Origin of the sequence: Pantoea sp. sgz302252 (assembly GCF_042610525.1) — a bacterium.
Lineage (GTDB): Bacteria > Pseudomonadota > Gammaproteobacteria > Enterobacterales > Enterobacteriaceae > Erwinia.
Genome location: NZ_JBHDVM010000009.1, coordinates 74,828 through 90,946 on the forward strand (window position 1 = coordinate 74,828; position 16,119 = coordinate 90,946).

Annotated in this window: 16 protein-coding genes; 11 read left to right on the forward strand and 5 right to left on the reverse strand. The window is 57.0% G+C overall.

The genetic code is table 11. The features are described from left to right. Positions 1-32 precede the first annotated feature (32 nt). Together ACETPC_RS16520 and ACETPC_RS16525 are read right to left on the reverse strand one after the other, a co-directional pair. Positions 33-2,252 carry a zinc/cadmium/mercury/lead-transporting ATPase gene (locus ACETPC_RS16520; RefSeq protein WP_380183165.1) on the reverse strand — a complete coding sequence of 740 codons (2,220 nt, stop codon included), beginning with the start codon at positions 2,250-2,252 and terminating at the stop codon, positions 33-35. 84 nt (positions 2,253-2,336) lie between these two features. Next, a complete protein-coding gene (locus ACETPC_RS16525) occupies positions 2,337-2,963 on the reverse strand; it encodes a lysoplasmalogenase (RefSeq protein WP_380183167.1) in 627 nt (208 codons plus the stop codon). A 129-nt stretch (positions 2,964-3,092) separates the two neighbouring features. Between ACETPC_RS16525 and ACETPC_RS16530 the strand changes: the two genes are divergently transcribed. After that, on the forward strand, positions 3,093-3,443 hold the full coding sequence (locus ACETPC_RS16530) for a DUF2500 domain-containing protein (RefSeq protein ID WP_380183169.1): 351 nt from the start codon (positions 3,093-3,095) through the stop codon (positions 3,441-3,443). A gap of 10 nt (positions 3,444-3,453) precedes the next feature. Here the strand turns inward: ACETPC_RS16530 and ACETPC_RS16535 are convergent, their stop codons facing one another. Together ACETPC_RS16535 and rsmD are read right to left on the reverse strand one after the other, a co-directional pair. After that, positions 3,454-3,723 (reverse strand): DUF1145 family protein, encoded by a 270-nt coding sequence (locus ACETPC_RS16535; protein WP_380183171.1) that lies wholly within the window; start codon positions 3,721-3,723, stop codon positions 3,454-3,456. After that, on the reverse strand, positions 3,713-4,318 hold the full coding sequence (rsmD, locus tag ACETPC_RS16540; RefSeq protein ID WP_380183173.1) for a 16S rRNA (guanine(966)-N(2))-methyltransferase: 606 nt from the start codon (positions 4,316-4,318) through the stop codon (positions 3,713-3,715). Before rsmD ends, ACETPC_RS16535 begins: the two co-directional genes overlap by 11 nt. A gap of 166 nt (positions 4,319-4,484) precedes the next feature. Between rsmD and ftsY the strand changes: the two genes are divergently transcribed. The 4 genes from ftsY (at position 4,485) to rpoH (ending at position 8,791) form a co-directional block, all read left to right on the forward strand. Continuing rightward, positions 4,485-6,020, forward strand: coding sequence for a signal recognition particle-docking protein FtsY (ftsY, locus tag ACETPC_RS16545; protein WP_380183175.1), 1,536 nt, complete (start codon positions 4,485-4,487; stop codon positions 6,018-6,020). Between the two features lie 5 nt (positions 6,021-6,025). Then, entirely contained in the window at positions 6,026-6,694 is a 669-nt protein-coding gene (ftsE, locus tag ACETPC_RS16550; protein WP_125289938.1) for a cell division ATP-binding protein FtsE, read from the forward strand. Next, positions 6,684-7,670, forward strand: coding sequence for a permease-like cell division protein FtsX (gene ftsX / locus ACETPC_RS16555; protein ID WP_380183178.1), 987 nt, complete (start codon positions 6,684-6,686; stop codon positions 7,668-7,670). Before ftsE ends, ftsX begins: the two co-directional genes overlap by 11 nt. A 266-nt stretch (positions 7,671-7,936) precedes the next feature. Next, complete coding sequence (rpoH, locus tag ACETPC_RS16560) at positions 7,937-8,791, forward strand: RNA polymerase sigma factor RpoH (RefSeq protein ID WP_336144325.1); 855 nt, start codon at positions 7,937-7,939, stop codon at positions 8,789-8,791. Between the two features lie 70 nt (positions 8,792-8,861). On the opposite strand, the gene panM is transcribed toward rpoH, so the two are convergent. Beyond that, entirely contained in the window at positions 8,862-9,254 is a 393-nt protein-coding gene (gene panM / locus ACETPC_RS16565) for an aspartate 1-decarboxylase autocleavage activator PanM (RefSeq protein WP_380183181.1), read from the reverse strand. Positions 9,255-9,639: 385 nt separating this feature from the next. Between panM and ACETPC_RS16570 the strand changes: the two genes are divergently transcribed. The 6 genes from ACETPC_RS16570 to ugpB all read left to right on the forward strand — a co-directional run bounded on the left by ACETPC_RS16570 (position 9,640) and on the right by ugpB (position 16,093). Beyond that, complete coding sequence (locus ACETPC_RS16570) at positions 9,640-10,752, forward strand: branched-chain amino acid ABC transporter substrate-binding protein (protein ID WP_380183183.1); 1,113 nt, start codon at positions 9,640-9,642, stop codon at positions 10,750-10,752. A 181-nt stretch (positions 10,753-10,933) separates the two neighbouring features. Then, positions 10,934-11,860 (forward strand): high-affinity branched-chain amino acid ABC transporter permease LivH, encoded by a 927-nt coding sequence (gene livH / locus ACETPC_RS16575; RefSeq protein WP_380183185.1) that lies wholly within the window; start codon positions 10,934-10,936, stop codon positions 11,858-11,860. Beyond that, positions 11,857-13,125, forward strand: a complete 1,269-nt coding sequence (locus ACETPC_RS16580) for a high-affinity branched-chain amino acid ABC transporter permease LivM (protein WP_380183187.1) — start codon at positions 11,857-11,859, stop codon at positions 13,123-13,125. The genes livH and ACETPC_RS16580 overlap by 4 nt, the downstream gene beginning before the upstream one ends. After that, positions 13,122-13,886 carry a high-affinity branched-chain amino acid ABC transporter ATP-binding protein LivG gene (gene livG, locus ACETPC_RS16585; RefSeq protein WP_380183189.1) on the forward strand — a complete coding sequence of 255 codons (765 nt, stop codon included), beginning with the start codon at positions 13,122-13,124 and terminating at the stop codon, positions 13,884-13,886. The genes ACETPC_RS16580 and livG overlap by 4 nt, the downstream gene beginning before the upstream one ends. A gap of 1 nt (position 13,887) precedes the next feature. After that, the gene (gene livF, locus ACETPC_RS16590; protein ID WP_380183190.1) at positions 13,888-14,595 is read left to right on the forward strand and encodes a high-affinity branched-chain amino acid ABC transporter ATP-binding protein LivF; all 708 of its coding nucleotides are present in this window, start codon (positions 13,888-13,890) and stop codon (positions 14,593-14,595) included. A gap of 175 nt (positions 14,596-14,770) precedes the next feature. Continuing rightward, positions 14,771-16,093 carry a sn-glycerol-3-phosphate ABC transporter substrate-binding protein UgpB gene (gene ugpB, locus ACETPC_RS16595; RefSeq protein WP_380183192.1) on the forward strand — a complete coding sequence of 441 codons (1,323 nt, stop codon included), beginning with the start codon at positions 14,771-14,773 and terminating at the stop codon, positions 16,091-16,093. The last annotated feature ends 26 nt before the right edge of the window (positions 16,094-16,119 follow it).

The following is a 16,119-nucleotide window of genomic DNA, read 5'->3' on the forward strand; positions in this document are numbered from 1 at the left end:
CCCTGCCGGAACCCGCAGGGCAAGATGCTAAGTTAGCGCTTACTCAGTAGCCGTAACGCATTCGCCGTCACCAGCGCGGTTGCGCCGGAATCTGCCAGCACCGCCAGCCACAGCCCGGTTATTCCCAGCAGCGTGGTCACCAGAAACAAACTTTTCAGCCCTAGCGCCAACGTAATATTCTGCCGGATATTGGCATGTGTGGCGCGTGCAAGACGGATCATCGTCGCCAGACCCGCCAGCCGGTTATGAGTTAATGCGGCATCGGCGCTTTCCAGCGCTACGTCGCTGCCGCCGCCCATTGCAATCCCCAGCGTCGCTGCCTTCATCGCGGGCGCATCGTTGATGCCGTCGCCAACCATAGCTACGGCGCTTTGCTGATTAAGCTCGTGAATAGCCGCAACCTTATCTTCAGGCAGCAGACCGGCCTGATAGTCGATAGCAAGCTCGCTGGCGATGGCCGCCGCCGCTCGCGGATTGTCGCCGGTCAGCATCACTGCTTCTATATTCAACGCGCGCAATTCGGCCAGCGCTGCAGCGGCGTCCGGGCGCAGCGTATCACGCAGCGCTATCAGGCCAATCGGCTGTTCATTCTGCACGACGATGACTACGGTATTGCCTGCCGACTCCAGTTTCGCAACCTGCGCCTGCCGCTCCGCTATCAGCATCCGCTGGCCCGGCGCGCAGATTAGAAGTTTGTGATCGCCAACTACCGCTTCAATACCGCTTCCTGCCAGTGCTCTCTGCGCCGTGGCCTGGGGTATGATCAGCCTGCGCTGTTCCGCCAGTTGCACAACCGCCTTCGCCAGCGGATGAGAAGATCCCCGTTCGACAGCGGCGGCTTTCGCCAGCAGCACCGTTTCGTCTTCGTTGTCGAAGGCCAGAATCATGACAATTTGCGGTTTGCCCTCGGTCAGCGTACCGGTTTTATCAAAGGCCAGTGTGCGCACGCCGTTCAGGATTTCCAACGCCGCGCCACCCTTAATCAGCACGCCATGACGCGCGGCGGCGGCCAGGCCTGAAGTAATAGCGGCTGGCGTAGAGATAACCAGCGCGCAGGGACAGCCGATCAGTAGCAAGGTGAGCCCTTTATAGATCCATGACTGCCAGTCGGCGGCAAACAGCAGCGGCGGTACCAGCGCCGTCAATAGCGCCACCGCCATCACCAACGGCGTATAGACGCGGCTGAAACGATCGAGGAAACGTTCGACCGGCGCACGATGGGCATCAGCTTCCTCAATCAAATGCAGGATGCGGTCAATAGCGCTTTCGCCGGGTTTGGAAACCACTTTCAGCCTGACCAGACGATCGACGCTCAGGCTGCCAGCGGCGATGCTTTCGCCCGCCTGGCGTTCTACCGGCATTGACTCGCCGGTCAGCGCGCTTTCATCAAAACTGGCGAAAGGCGTAACAAGGCTGGCATCGGCAGGTAAACGCCCGCCAGCGGCAACCTCAATAATATCGCCAGGCCGTAGGGCATCGACCGCTACCGTTTCACCAATGTCGCCACGTATCCGCAGTGCCTGCTCAGGTTTTAACGCCATCAGCGCCGTCACGCCACGGCGGGCGCGACCTGCGGCAAAAGCCTCCAGGCGTTCGCCCAGCATAAAAAGTAACAGTACCATTGCCGCTTCCGCCGTTGCGCCGATAAAAAGCGCGCCGACAGCAGCCACCGTCATTAATGTTTCGATAGCGAAAGGCGTGCCGCTGCGCGTCAGACGCAGCGCCGTTCGGGCAACCGGCCAGCAGCCAGCCAGCGTGGTCAGGATAAAAGCTATTTTGCCGGCTTGCGGGTTGAACAACTGCAGCAGCCAGCTGGCGACCATCAATCCGGCAAGCGCCATCAACATCCCGTTTTCCTGCCAGAAGCCTTCTTTTTCCCTCGCTGGCTGCGCGGCTGAGCGAAGAGTAAAGCCCGCTCTGGCGACCGCATTTTCAACCTGCTGACGAACATCTCGATCGGCGTTAACAACCAGCTTCTCGGTGGCGAACAGAACGCGAGCCTGAGTAACGCCTGCCAGCTGGCCCACGGCATTCTCTATTTTCCTGGCGCAGCCCGGACAATCCATACCGCTAATCTGCCAGCTATAATCGCCGCTGTGGGGTTGGGTTTCTGACGGGGAAGTACAGCTGTTGGCGCCGCAACAGGTTTTCTTAGCTGCGGCGAGCTTCACGCCTGACGCTGGCCGACAATCTTTTTGACCGACTGCATGGCGCTGCCCGCAAGGGCAGGAAGAAGATAGATTCTGATGCATAACGCCTCCTGATAAGCCTGGCGAGCGAACTCCCCGCCAGGCCCATCTTACACTCTGGAGTCGACTCCAGAGTCAAGGCGAAAATCAGAGATAAAGCGAGCGAACAATCATAAAGTGCCCGGCAAAATAGCAGGCGGCGGTAATAGCGCTGTCGGCCGTAAAGCGGCGGCGATAATGGCTAACCAGCCAGACAATATTGGCGAGCAGCAGCAGCGAGGTCCCGATCATCAGCGAAAAAGCGTAGTCCGTTGGGCGGAAAAAATATTGCTCGGTGGTTAGCCAGACCATCAGCAGCGTCATGCCGATAAAAGTACAAACCGGCCAGCGCAGTTCAGCCAGTTTTGTCCAGATAGTCGCTATCAGCAGCACGCCGATAACCAATACCGTCAGCGGGATCGGCCAGAAAAAAGTCAGCGTCATATGGCTGGCGAAGCAGATGGTATAGAGCAGGTGCGACAGGAAAAAAGCGCCGATGGCGTAAAGCATGCGGCGCTCGGGCAGCAGCATCAGCGCATCGCCCACCAGCGTCGCCAACAGCCCGAACAGGATCAGATAATCCGTGGCATTCAGTACCGGTGCCTGCCAGGCCCAGGCAAGCAGCAGCAAAAGCGTAACCGGTTTAAAGACCCAGCGCTGCCACTGCGGCCCGCGGTAAGTCGCGTCCACGTATAGCCAGCCGGAAAAAAGCACTGCCAAAAACGACCAAATCATAATGTGTCCCTTTGTTTTAGATGCAAAATTCCACAACTCTTTTTAAGCTTAGGCCAGTTGCCGACGATGTGACAATGAGAGGCCTCTGGTTGTATTCTTTCCTTTTACGTCGTGAAACGAGGAGAAGCCGTGAAGCCGCCCCTGATCTTTTTTATTACGCTGGCTATTATCGCCGTGCTGGCCACCCGGCAGTTTATCAAGCAGCGGCAGGAAGTGGCGGTCAACGATGCGCTGCCCGTTCGCACCTTGCCTGTCGAGGTAAAAGAAAAGAGAGAAGTGTCTACTTCCGCGCTGCGGTCGCGCCAGCGTGAAAATATTCCGGTCGAAGCGATGCGCTATGAGGCATGGTTTCATCCGCTGAACGGCGCGGGTGATTTCAAGCTGGTGCTGGAGGCTAAAGACTATCACCAGCTTGAACGGGGAGAAAAAGGCGAGCTAAAAGTGAAGGGCACCAGGTTTGTCGCCTTCCGGCCTCGCTAAGCAGAGCGCTTTACTGTTTTGGCAACTGCTTTTTCTGCCAGGCCAGCAGCTCAAAAACGCCGAAAAAGAAAATCTTAGCCTGAAGCGCGCCGCTTAACTTCGGCCCCTCTTTCGGCTGGGTAGCGCGCATCAACACCAGCTGCAGGCCGTGCATAATCACCATAAAAAACAGCGCGACGTTGATAAAGTACTTCAGCGGCGCGGGGTAGGGATGGATCAGGTTAAGCAGCAAAAAGGCCCAGACGCATACCATCAGCGCTCTGCCCAAATTAATCAGCATGACTTTCTCTCCTTTCCGGGGAACGGCGGACATAAAGGCGGTAAGCGACCTGCCCGGCGATCTTCTCGCGATGCGGCAGCCAATTAGCCGGCACCGGCGGCGCGCCGTTCTCTACTTCGCTTTCTACGTAAATTAACGCTTCTTCAGCCAGCCAGCCCTGGGTTTCCAGCAATGTTATCGTCTCTTCCAGCAGGCCCTTGCGAAACGGCGGATCGATAAAAACCAGCTGATGAGGCTCGCCTGCCTGTGCCAGAAACTGCAGCGTATTGGCGTTGATAACCCGACCATTAGCCGCGCCCAGCGTGGCAAGATTTTTCTCCAGCTGCTGCGCCACGGGGCGCTCCAGCTCCAGTAGGGTAGCCGAAGCCGCATGGCGAGACAGCGCTTCCAGCCCCAATGCGCCGCTGCCGGCAAAACAATCCAGGCAGCGCGCGCCCTGAATATCCGGCGCGAGCCAGTTAAACAGCGTCTCACGTACGCGATCGGTAGTCGGGCGCAGCCCGGCGCTATCGGGCACCGGCAGCTTTCTGCCGCGCCACTGGCCGCCAATAATGCGGATCTGTCCGGCGCTGCCGCCGCGAGGTTTTTTATTCATCTGACTTAACTCTTCATAATTTGTTGCACAGTTTAACGGGCTTACCGGGCAGAGGAAACGTAAAAAGGGTGCTGTGTTGCGTTAGCAGGAAAGTGTTAGACTAGGGGATTAAGATTATTTTCAGAGACCTGACGGTTTTTTTCCCCGCGAGGAGTGTGGTTGCACCATGGCAAAAAATAAAAAACGTGGCTTTTTTTCCTGGCTGGGATTAGGACGCGAAGAAAAAGCGCCTGAGGAAGAGATCCAGACGCCGGAGCAGACCGAAGCGGCGGAGAGCGCCACGCCTCCCGAAGCAGAGCAGCACGCTGAAGCTATCGTTGAGGCTACCGAGAAAGTGGCTCAGGAACAGGCAGAGCAGCAGGCCGCTCCGGCTGAGCCGGAAAGCGCCGTGCCAGCTAAGCCAGAAGAGGAACTACTGCCGGAAGACATCGCGCCAGCTAAACCGGAACCAGAAGCAGAGCTGCTGCCAGAAGAAATCGAGCCAGCTAAGCCAGAGCCGGAAGAAGAGCCGCTGCCAGAAGAAATCGTGGCAGTAGAGCCGGAAGAGGAACCGCTGCCGAAGGAAACGGCAGCAGTAGAGCCGGAACCGCTGCCGGAAGAGCTGGACGAAATCATTACGCCGGAAGAGCTGGAAGCCGCCGCGCTGGCCGCAGGCGCTTCCGAGGCCGAGCAGACGGTTATTGAAGAAGAAGAATCCGTTGCTGCTGCGCTGGTAGCCATCGAGCATGCCAACGCGGCTGAACAAGAGCAGAGCCACGTCGAAGAGCAAGCGCGTCCAACCAAAGAAGGCTTTTTCGCCCGACTGAAGCGCAGCCTGGTTAAAACCCGCCAGAATCTGGGATCCGGTTTTGTTAGCCTGTTCCGCGGCAAAAAAATCGACGACGAGCTGTTTGAAGAGCTGGAAGAGCAGCTGCTGATTGCTGATGTGGGCGTTGAAACCACGCGCCGCATTATTACCAACCTGACCGCTCAGGCAAGCCGCAAACAGCTGCGTGATGCGGAAGCGCTCTATGGCCTGCTTAAGCAGGAAATGTCCGAAATTTTGGCAAAAGTTGACGCGCCGCTGGATGTAACGGGTAAAACGCCGTTCGTTATCCTGATGGTCGGCGTTAACGGCGTGGGTAAAACCACCACCATCGGCAAGCTGGCGCGTCAGTACCAGGCCGAAGGCAAATCGGTGATGCTGGCGGCAGGCGATACCTTCCGTGCGGCAGCGGTAGAGCAGCTACAGGTTTGGGGCCAGCGCAACAATATTCCGGTCGTAGCCCAGCATACCGGCGCGGATTCCGCCTCGGTGATTTTCGATGCGATTCAGGCGGCGAAAGCACGCAATGTAGACGTGCTGATCGCCGATACGGCAGGGCGTTTGCAGAACAAATCGCACCTGATGGAAGAGCTGAAAAAAATCACCCGCGTGATGAAAAAACTCGACGAGCAGGCGCCGCATGAGGTGATGCTGACCATCGACGCCAGCACCGGCCAGAACGCTATCAGCCAGACTAAGCTTTTCCATGAGGCGGTTGGTCTGACCGGCATTACGCTGACCAAGCTGGATGGCACCGCTAAAGGCGGCGTGATCTTCTCGGTTGCCGATCAGTTTGGCATTCCGATCCGCTATATCGGCGTCGGCGAAGGCATTGAAGATTTACGATCGTTCAAGGCGGACGATTTTATAGAGGCACTATTTGCCCGAGAGGACTAATTAGGATGATTCGCTTTGAAGAAGTCAGTAAGGCTTATCTCGGCGGGCGACAGGCGCTGCAGGGCGTAGATTTTCACCTGCAGCCAGGCGAGATGGCGTTTTTGACCGGACATTCCGGCGCGGGGAAAAGCACGCTGCTGAAGCTGATTTGCGGCATTGAGCGCCCCAGCGCTGGTCACATCTGGTTCAGCGGCCATGATATCAGCCGCCTGAAAAGCCGCGAGGTGCCGTTCCTGCGCCGCCAGATCGGCATGATTTTTCAGGATCACCATCTGCTGATGGACAGGTCTGTTTATGACAACGTGGCAATCCCGTTGATTATTGCGGGCGCGAGCGGTGAAGATATTCGCCGTCGCGTTTCCGCCGCGCTGGATAAAGTCGGGCTGTTAGACAAAGCGAAGAGTTACCCCATTCAGCTGTCGGGCGGCGAGCAGCAGCGCGTGGGCATCGCGCGCGCCGTGGTCAACAAGCCTGCCGTACTGCTGGCGGATGAGCCTACCGGTAACCTGGATGAGGCGCTGTCCGAAGATATCCTGCGCCTGTTTGAAGAGTTCAACCGCGTGGGCGTCACCGTGCTGATGGCAACCCATGACCGGGCGCTGATCGCCCGCCGCAACTATCGTCTGATGACGCTGAATCAGGGGCGTCTGCACGGAGGCAACTATGGCGAATAAACGCAATCCGCGTCCGGCCGCGCCGAAAGCCGCAAAGCAGCCTTCTAAAAGCAAAGCGCTGAAGGGCGGCTGGCAGGAGCAGTGGCGCTATGCGCTGCGCGGCACTTTATCCGATATGTGGCGGCAGCCGCTGGCCACGCTGTTAACGGTCATGGTTATCGCTATTTCGCTGACGTTGCCGAGCGTCTGCTTTATGGTATGGAAAAACGTCAGCAGCGCGGCGCAGCAGTGGTATCCAGCGCCGCAGCTAACCGTCTACCTGAGTAAAACGCTGGATGACGACGCGGCGGAAAACGTTGTGGCGCAGCTGAAAAAAGAGGACGGCGTAGACAAGGTTAACTACCTGTCGCGCGAAGAGGCGATGGGCGAGTTTCGTAACTGGTCAGGCTTCGGCGGCGCAATGGATATGCTGGAGCAGAATCCGTTACCGGCGGTAGCTATCATCACGCCACAGATCAATTTCCAGAATTCGGACACCATGAACAACCTGCGCGATCGCGTGGCGAAAGTGCAGGGCGTGGACGAAGTGAAAATGGATGACAGCTGGTTCGCCCGGCTGGCGGCGCTGGCTGGCCTGGTGGGCCAGGTAGCGACCATGATCGGCATCCTGATGATAGTGGCGGTCTTCCTGGTGATCGGCAACAGCGTGCGGCTTAGCATCTTTGCCCGCCGCGATACCATCAACGTGCAGAAGCTGATTGGCGCGACGGATGGCTTTATTCTGCGGCCGTTCCTGTATGGCGGTGCGCTGTTGGGATTCTGCGGCGCGCTGCTGTCGCTGGCGCTTTCCGAAGTGCTGGTTTTCCGCCTGGAATCGGTAGTCACCCAGGTCGCTGCGGTCTTTGGCACCACCTTTGTACTGCACGGCCTGGCATGGGATGAGAGCCTGCTGCTGCTGCTGATTTCCGCGATGATCGGCTGGATTGCCGCGTGGCTGGCGACAGTGCAACATTTACGTCGATTTACGCCGCAGTAACCTCTTCTCACTTTTTTTGTTATACTATTCCTCTGTTGCATGAACGCCGTGCCGCAGAGGAAACCTCCTTAAGTAAAAATTTCCTTCCGGCCCGTTCCCCCCACCCGAGAAATGTGTGTATATTACGCACAGCTGATAGTGAACTTGTGGATAACTTTGCAGTCGAAGTAGCACGGATTGCTCTCCTTTCTCGTGGAGGTTCACGTAGGCTTGTGAACCGCGCAGGGAAAAGTGCGGCAATATCGCTTAAAACAGAGAGGGTTTGAATGACCAAAGAAATGCAAACTTTAGCTATTGCTCCTTTAGGCAACCTGGATTCCTATATCCGGGCGGCCAATGCCTGGCCTGTGCTGACGGCAGAAGAGGAAAAAGCGCTGGCTGAACGGCTGCATTACCAGGGCGATCTGGAAGCAGCCAAAAAGCTGATCCTGTCTCACCTGCGCTTTGTTGTTCATGTCGCTCGCAACTATGCCGGCTACGGCCTGCCGCAGGCGGACCTGATTCAGGAAGGCAACATCGGCCTGATGAAAGCCGTGCGCCGCTTCAATCCAGAAGTGGGCGTGCGCCTGGTCTCCTTCGCGGTACACTGGATCAAAGCCGAAATCCACGAGTACGTTCTGCGCAACTGGCGTATCGTTAAGGTTGCCACCACTAAAGCGCAGCGCAAGCTGTTCTTTAACCTGCGGAAAGCCAAGCAGCGTCTGGGCTGGTTTAACCAGGATGAAGTCGAAATGGTGGCGCGCGAGCTGGGCGTAACCAGCAAAGACGTACTCGAGATGGAGTCGCGTATGGCGGCCCAGGATATGACCTTCGATCCCACGCCGGAAGACGAGGGCGAAGGCCGCTCAATGGCGCCGATGCTCTATCTGCAGGATAAATCTTCCGACTTTGCCGATGGCATCGAAGAAGATAACTGGGATAACCACGCCGCAGATAAGCTGAGCGACGCTATGCAGGGCCTGGACGAGCGCAGCCAGGATATCATCCGCGCCCGCTGGCTGGATGACGACAACAAAACCACGCTGCAGGAGCTGGCCGACAAATACGGCGTTTCCGCCGAGCGCGTCCGCCAGCTGGAAAAAAATGCGATGAAAAAGCTACGCGTTGCCATTGAGGCATAATTCGCAGTAGCGAGAAAAGGCGGCCTTCGGGTCGCCTTTTCTGTTTTGGGCCTGGCTACAGCCGCCCGGCTTAACGCTGATAAACCCAGCCGCCGGTTTGTGCCGTAAATCCCTGCTTTTGCATAAAGGCAGCCAGACCTTCCCGATCTTCGCCGCTCACATCCGCCATCCACCACTGCCTGATAGCCGCATTCTGCGCCAGCGTCTCTTCCAGCAAATAGCCGCCTACGCCGCGCCTTCTGGTGACTTCCCGTACCCTAAAATCCGTTAGCTCGCCCTGGGTTCCTGTCAGCGTCACTTTTACGGCGGCCAGCAGCCGATCGTTAAATTTCGCCGCATAGAGTCGGTGATGCTCATCCAGTGTGCTTTCCAGCGTGGCCGCATCGCTTTCCGGCCAGATTTTGCTCAGATCTAGGCAATCCTGAGCGGTAAGGCGTTGCAGCCTGAGAATAGTCAGTTTCATAAAAAGTTACCCTGCCGACGCGAGAGGCAGATTGTAGCGAAATTATACGCAAAGGGGCGCGTAACTTTTTTTGTATAAAAACAAAGCAATCTGTCAGGGTGGCGAGTAAAGTTAAAGAGAAACGCTGAAGGAGTAGCGAGAACGCAGAATAACCCGCTGGCAAAACGCCGGAATAACGCGCGTTCGTGCCAGTCATTTGTGCTGAAGTAAGCGGCGATATCACATTATGTCAGTTGATTTACAGAAGAAAATTCCTGTTTAATAACCTGAAATTTAAAGCCTTATTACTAAAAAGACCCGTTTCCACGCTAAGCCGTTATTCTCACAGCATTTATTGATGGCGACGGGATAAAAAACAGCAAACACAACTGATGGGGTAGTCAGGATGAAAATAAAAGGTAGCGCGTTTTTAGCTGGTTGCATGGCGCTGGCGCTCAGCCAGGCCGCGATGGCAGAAGATATCAAAGTGGCCATTGTTGGCGCGATGTCGGGCCCGGTCGCACAGTATGGCGATATGCAATTTACTGGTGCTAAGCAAGCCATTGCCGATATCAATGCCAAAGGCGGCGTAAACGGCAATAAACTGGTCGCCGTACAGTATGATGATGCCTGCGATCCAAAACAGGCCGTCGCGGTTGCCAACAAAGTGATCAACGATGGCATCCATTACGTGATCGGCCACCTCTGTTCCTCTTCCACCCAGCCTGCTTCCGATATCTATGAAGACGAAGGCGTGCTGATGATTACGCCTGCGGCCACCAACGCCGATCTCACCACGCGCGGCTACAAGATGATTATGCGTACCACCGGCCTGGATTCCGATCAGGGGCCAACGGCGGCAAAATATATCCTTGAGCAGATCAAACCGCAGCGTATCGCCGTTATTCATGACAAACAGCAGTATGGCGAAGGGCTGGCTCGCTCTGTTCAGGCAAGCCTGAAAAAAGCGGGCGGCAACGTAGTGATGTTTGAAGGTATTACCGCGGGCGATAAAGACTTCTCTACGCTGGTGGCTCGCCTGAAGAAAGAAAACGTCGACTTTGTCTACTTTGGCGGCTACTACCCTGAAATGGGGCAAATCCTGCGCCAGTCCCGCGCGGCTGGCCTGAAAACCGGCTTTATGGGGCCGGAAGGCGTGGGTAATGCTTCGCTCTCCAACATCGCTGGCGCTGCCTCTGAAGGCATGCTGGTAACGCTGCCGAAACGCTACGATCAGGTGCCCGCGAACAAACCTATCGTCGATGCGATTAAAGCGAAAAAACTGGATCCAACCGGCCCGTTCGTCTGGACGACCTATGCAGCGCTGCAGGCCTTAACCACCGGCATGGAACGCAGCAAGAGCAGCGAACCGGAAGAGATTGCTAAAAACCTGAAAGAGGGCGCGCCGGTGCCAACGGTGATGGGCGATCTGAGCTGGGATGCCAAAGGCGATCTCAAAGGCTTTGAGTTCGGCATCTTTACCTGGCACGCCGACGGCTCTTCTACCGCCGTAAAATAACAACAACAGCGGGCGTCGCTGACGCCCGTAGCGCTACGCTTCACGGGCCTGGCCCTGTACCAACGCACATCCGGGGTATAGAGGGTGGAAGGTCGGGGCTGACCCGATAAAGGAATTTTTCCTCCCGTGTCGATAAGGCAATTCTCTTTCCGCCAGGGCGGATAGCAGTAAGGTATTCTTTATGTCCGAGCAGCTTCTCTATTTTCTGCAGCAAATGTTCAACGGCGTCACGTTGGGCAGCACTTATGCGCTGATCGCCATCGGCTACACCATGGTTTATGGCATTATCGGCATGATTAACTTCGCCCACGGCGAAGTTTATATGATCGGCAGCTATGTCTCTTTTATCGTGATCGCCGCGCTGATGATGATGGGTATTGATGCCAGCTGGCTGCTGATCGGCGCCGGTTTTATCGTGGCTATCGTTATCGCCAGCGCCTATGGCTGGAGCATTGAGCGCGTGGCCTATAAGCCGGTGCGCTCTTCCAAACGGCTGATTGCGCTGATTTCCGCCATCGGTATGTCCATCTTTCTGCAAAACTACGTCAGCCTGACCCAGGGTTCGCGCGATCTGGCGCTGCCGGGGCTGGTGACCGGGCAGTGGACGCTGGGCGTCAGCAACGGCTTCGCCGCGACTGTCTCTACCATGCAGGTAGTGATTTGGGCGGTGACCTTTATCGCCATGCTGGCCTTAACTTTGTTTATTCGCTATTCCCGCATGGGCCGCGCCTGTCGCGCCTGCGCGGAAGATTTAAAAATGGCCAGCTTGCTGGGCATCAATACCGACCGCGTGATCTCGCTGACTTTCGTTATCGGCGCGGCGATGGCGGCGGTAGCGGGCGTGCTGCTGGGCCAGTTTTACGGCGTGATTAACCCCTATATCGGCTTTATGGCGGGCATGAAAGCCTTTACCGCCGCCGTGCTGGGCGGAATAGGCAGCATTCCCGGCGCGATGCTGGGCGGTTTGATCCTGGGTATCGCAGAAGCGCTGACCTCGGCCTATCTGAGCACCGAATATAAAGATGTGGTCTCTTTCGCGCTGCTGATCGTAGTGCTGCTGGTGATGCCTACCGGTATCCTGGGCCGTCCGGAGGTAGAAAAGGTATGAAAAACCTGTTTAATGCCTTCGCTTCTGCCCTGATGCTGCTGGTGTTAGCCGCGTTCTTTATGGGCATGCGCCTTAACCTGGACGGGACGCACCTGGTGGTCAACAATGCGGGCAGCGTACGCTGGAACTGGATAGCCGTCGGCTGCGCCGTGGTCTTTTTCTTCCAGCTTTTGCGGCCCGTTTTCCAGCACGGCCTGAAGAAGATTTCCGGCCCGGCGCTGGTGTTGCCGGGTATCGACGGCTCCACGCCAAAGCAGAAGCTCTTCCTGCTGCTGCTGATCGTCGCTGCCGTCGCCTGGCCTTTCCTGGTCTCTCGTGGCACGGTAGACATCGCTACGCTGACCTTGATCTACGTAATGCTTGGGCTGGGCCTGAACGTGGTGGTTGGCCTTTCCGGCCTGCTGGTGCTGGGCTATGGCGGCTTCTATGCCATTGGCGCTTACACCTTCGCGCTGTTGAACCACTATTTCGGCCTCGGCTTCTGGGAATGTCTGCCGCTGGCGGGCATAGTAGCGGCGCTGTTTGGCCTGCTGCTGGGCTTCCCGGTACTGCGTTTGCGCGGTGACTATCTGGCGATAGTGACGCTGGGCTTTGGTGAAATCGTCCGTATTCTGCTGCTGAACAATACCGAAATCACTGGCGGGCCGAACGGCATCAGCCAGATCCCTAAGCCCTCGTTTTTCGGCCTGGAGTTTAACCGCAGCGTGCGCGATGGCGGCTGGGATACTTTCCACCACTTCTTTGGCCTGAAATACGATCCCAGCGACCGCATTATCTTCCTCTATATGGTGGCGCTGCTGCTGGTAGTGCTGACGCTGTTCGTGATTAACCGGCTGCTGAGAATGCCGCTGGGCCGGGCGTGGGAAGCGCTGCGCGAAGATGAGATAGCCTGCCGTTCGCTGGGCCTCAGCCCAACGCGCATCAAGCTGACCGCCTTTACCATCAGCGCAGCCTTCGCCGGTTTCGCGGGTAGTCTGTTCGCGGCGCGGCAGGGCTTCGTCAGCCCGGAATCCTTTACCTTTGCCGAATCGGCCTTTGTACTGGCGATAGTGGTGCTGGGCGGCATGGGCTCGCAGTTCGCCGTCATTCTCGCCGCCGTGCTGCTGGTGGTTTCACGCGAGCTGATGCGTGACTTAAATGAGTACAGCATGCTGGTGCTGGGTGGCCTGATGGTGCTGATGATGATTTGGCGGCCGCAGGGATTACTGCCGATGCAGCGACCGCACCTGAAATTAAAAAGCGTGGAAAAAGGAGAGCAGCCATGAAGCCTCTATTAGCCGTAAATGGCCTGATGATGCGCTTCGGCGGCCTGCTGGCGGTCAACAACGTTGAGCTGGAACTTAGAGAGCAGGAGATCGTTTCCCTGATTGGCCCTAACGGCGCCGGGAAAACCACGGTATTTAACTGCCTGACCGGTTTCTATCGGCCAACGGGCGGCAGCATTATGCTGGGCGAACGCCAGCTGGCGGGCCTGGCGGGGCAAGAGATCGCACGAATGGGCATAGTGCGCACTTTTCAGCATGTGCGTTTGTTCCGTGAAATGACGGTAATCGAAAACCTGCTGGTAGCGCAGCATCAGCACCTGCAAAGCGGCCTCTTTGCCGGGCTGCTGAAAACGCCTGGCTTCCGCAAAGCGGAAAGCGAAGCGCTGGACAGAGCGGCAACCTGGCTGGATCGTGTGGGCCTGCTGGCGTTGGCTAACCGTCAGGCGGGCAACCTGGCCTATGGTCAGCAGCGCCGTCTGGAAATCGCCCGCTGTATGGTGACGCGGCCGCAAATCCTGATGCTGGATGAACCGGCTGCGGGCCTGAACCCTAAAGAGACGCTGGAGCTGGACGAGCTGATCGCCGAGCTGCGCAATGAGCATAAGGTATCGGTACTGTTGATTGAGCACGATATGAAACTGGTAATGGGCATCTCGGATCGCATTTACGTGGTCAATCAGGGCACGCCGTTGGCAAACGGCACGCCGGAAGAGGTTCGTAATAATCCGGATGTAATCCGCGCCTACCTGGGAGAAGCGTAAAATGGCCATGCTCTCTCTGGAAAACGTCAGCGCGCACTACGGTAAAATTCAGGCGCTGCACAACGTCAGCCTGCATATCAACCAGGGCGAAATTGTTACGCTGATTGGTGCCAACGGCGCAGGAAAAACCACTATCCTGGGCACGCTCTGTGGGGAACCTCGGGCGACGCAGGGAAAAGTGCTGTTCGACGGCAAAGATATTACCGACTGGCAAACCGCGCGCATTATGCGCGAGGCAATAGCTATAGTGCCGGAAGGAAGGCGAGTATTCTCGCGCATGACGGTGGATGAAAACCTGGCAATGGGCGGCTTCTTTGCCGATCGCCAGCAGTATCATTCGCGGATCAAGCGCGTCTATGAGCTTTTCCCCCGTCTTTACGAGCGCCGCGTACAGCGTGCCGGCACTATGTCTGGCGGCGAGCAGCAGATGCTGGCGATTGGCCGCGCGCTGATGAGCCAGCCGCGCCTGTTGCTGCTGGACGAGCCGTCGCTGGGCCTGGCACCCATTATTATTCAACAGATCTTCGACACCATCGAGCAGCTGCGTCAGGAAGGCATGACTATCTTTCTGGTGGAGCAGAATGCTAACCAGGCGCTGAAGCTGGCCGATCGCGGCTACGTGCTGGAAAACGGCCACGTAGTGCTTGAAGACAGCGGCGAAGCGCTGCTGGCTAACGAAGCGGTGCGCAGCGCCTATCTGGGCGGTTAACCGCGTTTTCTCAGGCCCGGTCTGATCCCCTTCAGCCGGGCTTGCTGGTCATCCTTCCGTCATCCTGCTGTCATCTCGCTGTTATCTTTCCGTCATTTTTGCATGTCATGTTACCTGCCGAAGCGTTACGGGACGCGGCTTTGCGCGTAATAAAAACGGGTACAGGAAAACCGATATGGCATTGTTCTCATTTCGTCACACCGCACTTTGCATGGCGCTGGGGCTGACCTTTAGCGGACAGGCGCTGGCCGCCACCGATATCCCTTTCTGGCATTCGATGGAAGGCGAGCTGGGCGTGGAAGTCAATTCACTGGCGCAGCGTTTTAACGAGTCGCATCCTGACTACAAAATAGTGCCGACCTATAAAGGCAACTACGAACAAAGCCTGGCCGCCGGGATTGCCGCCGTGCGTTCCGGCAGAGCGCCCGCCATTCTTCAGGTTTATGAAGTAGGCACCGCGACCATGATGGCCTCGAAAGCGATCGTGCCGGTAAACGAGGTTTTCCAGAACGCGGGCATCGTCGTAGATGAAAAGCAATTTGTGCCGACGGTTTCCGGCTACTACAGCGACGCCAAAACCGGCCATCTGATCTCGCAGCCTTTCAACAGCTCCACGCCGGTGCTTTATTACAACAAAGACGCCTTTAAAAAAGCGGGCCTGGATCCGGAGCAGCCGCCGAAAACCTGGCAGGCGCTGGCAAAGGATGCCGCCGCGCTGCGTAAAGCCGGTCTGAGCTGCGGTTACGCCAGCGGCTGGCAGGGCTGGATCCAGATCGAAAACTTCAGCGCCTGGCATGGCCTGCCGGTCGCCACTAAAAACAACGGTTTTGACGGTACCGATGCCGAGCTGGAATTCAACAAGCCGACCCAGGTGCGCCATATTCAGCTGCTGCAAGAGATGAATAAAAAGGGCGATTTCACCTATTTTGGCCGCAAGGATGAATCCACCGCCAAGTTTTACAACGGCGATTGCGGCATCACCACAGCTTCTTCTGGCTCGCTGGCCGATATCCGTCATTACGCCAAATTCAATTATGGCGTTGGCATGATGCCTTATGACGAAACCGTGCCGAACGCGCCGCAAAACGCCATGATCGGCGGCGCCAGCCTGTGGGTGATGAAAGGCAAAGACGCCGCAACCTATAAAGGCGTGGCGGAATTTATGCAGTTCCTGGCGCAGCCGGAAATTGCCGCTGAATGGCACCAGAAAACTGGCTATCTGCCGATTACTACGGCGGCTTACGAGCTGACCCGTAAACAGGGCTTTTACGAGAAAAATCCAGGCGCGGATATCGCCACGCGCCAGATGCTGAACAAGCCGCCGTTGCCGTTTACCAAAGGCATGCGTCTGGGCAATATGCCGCAGATCCGCACCATAGTGGATGAAGAGCTGGAAGGCGTCTGGACAGGCAAAAAAACGCCGCAGGCCGCGCTGGATAGCGCAGTAACGCGCGGTAATATCCTGCTAAGACGTTTCGAGCAAACCGTTAAGCAATAATCAGCCGCGCCGCCGTGCAACCCACG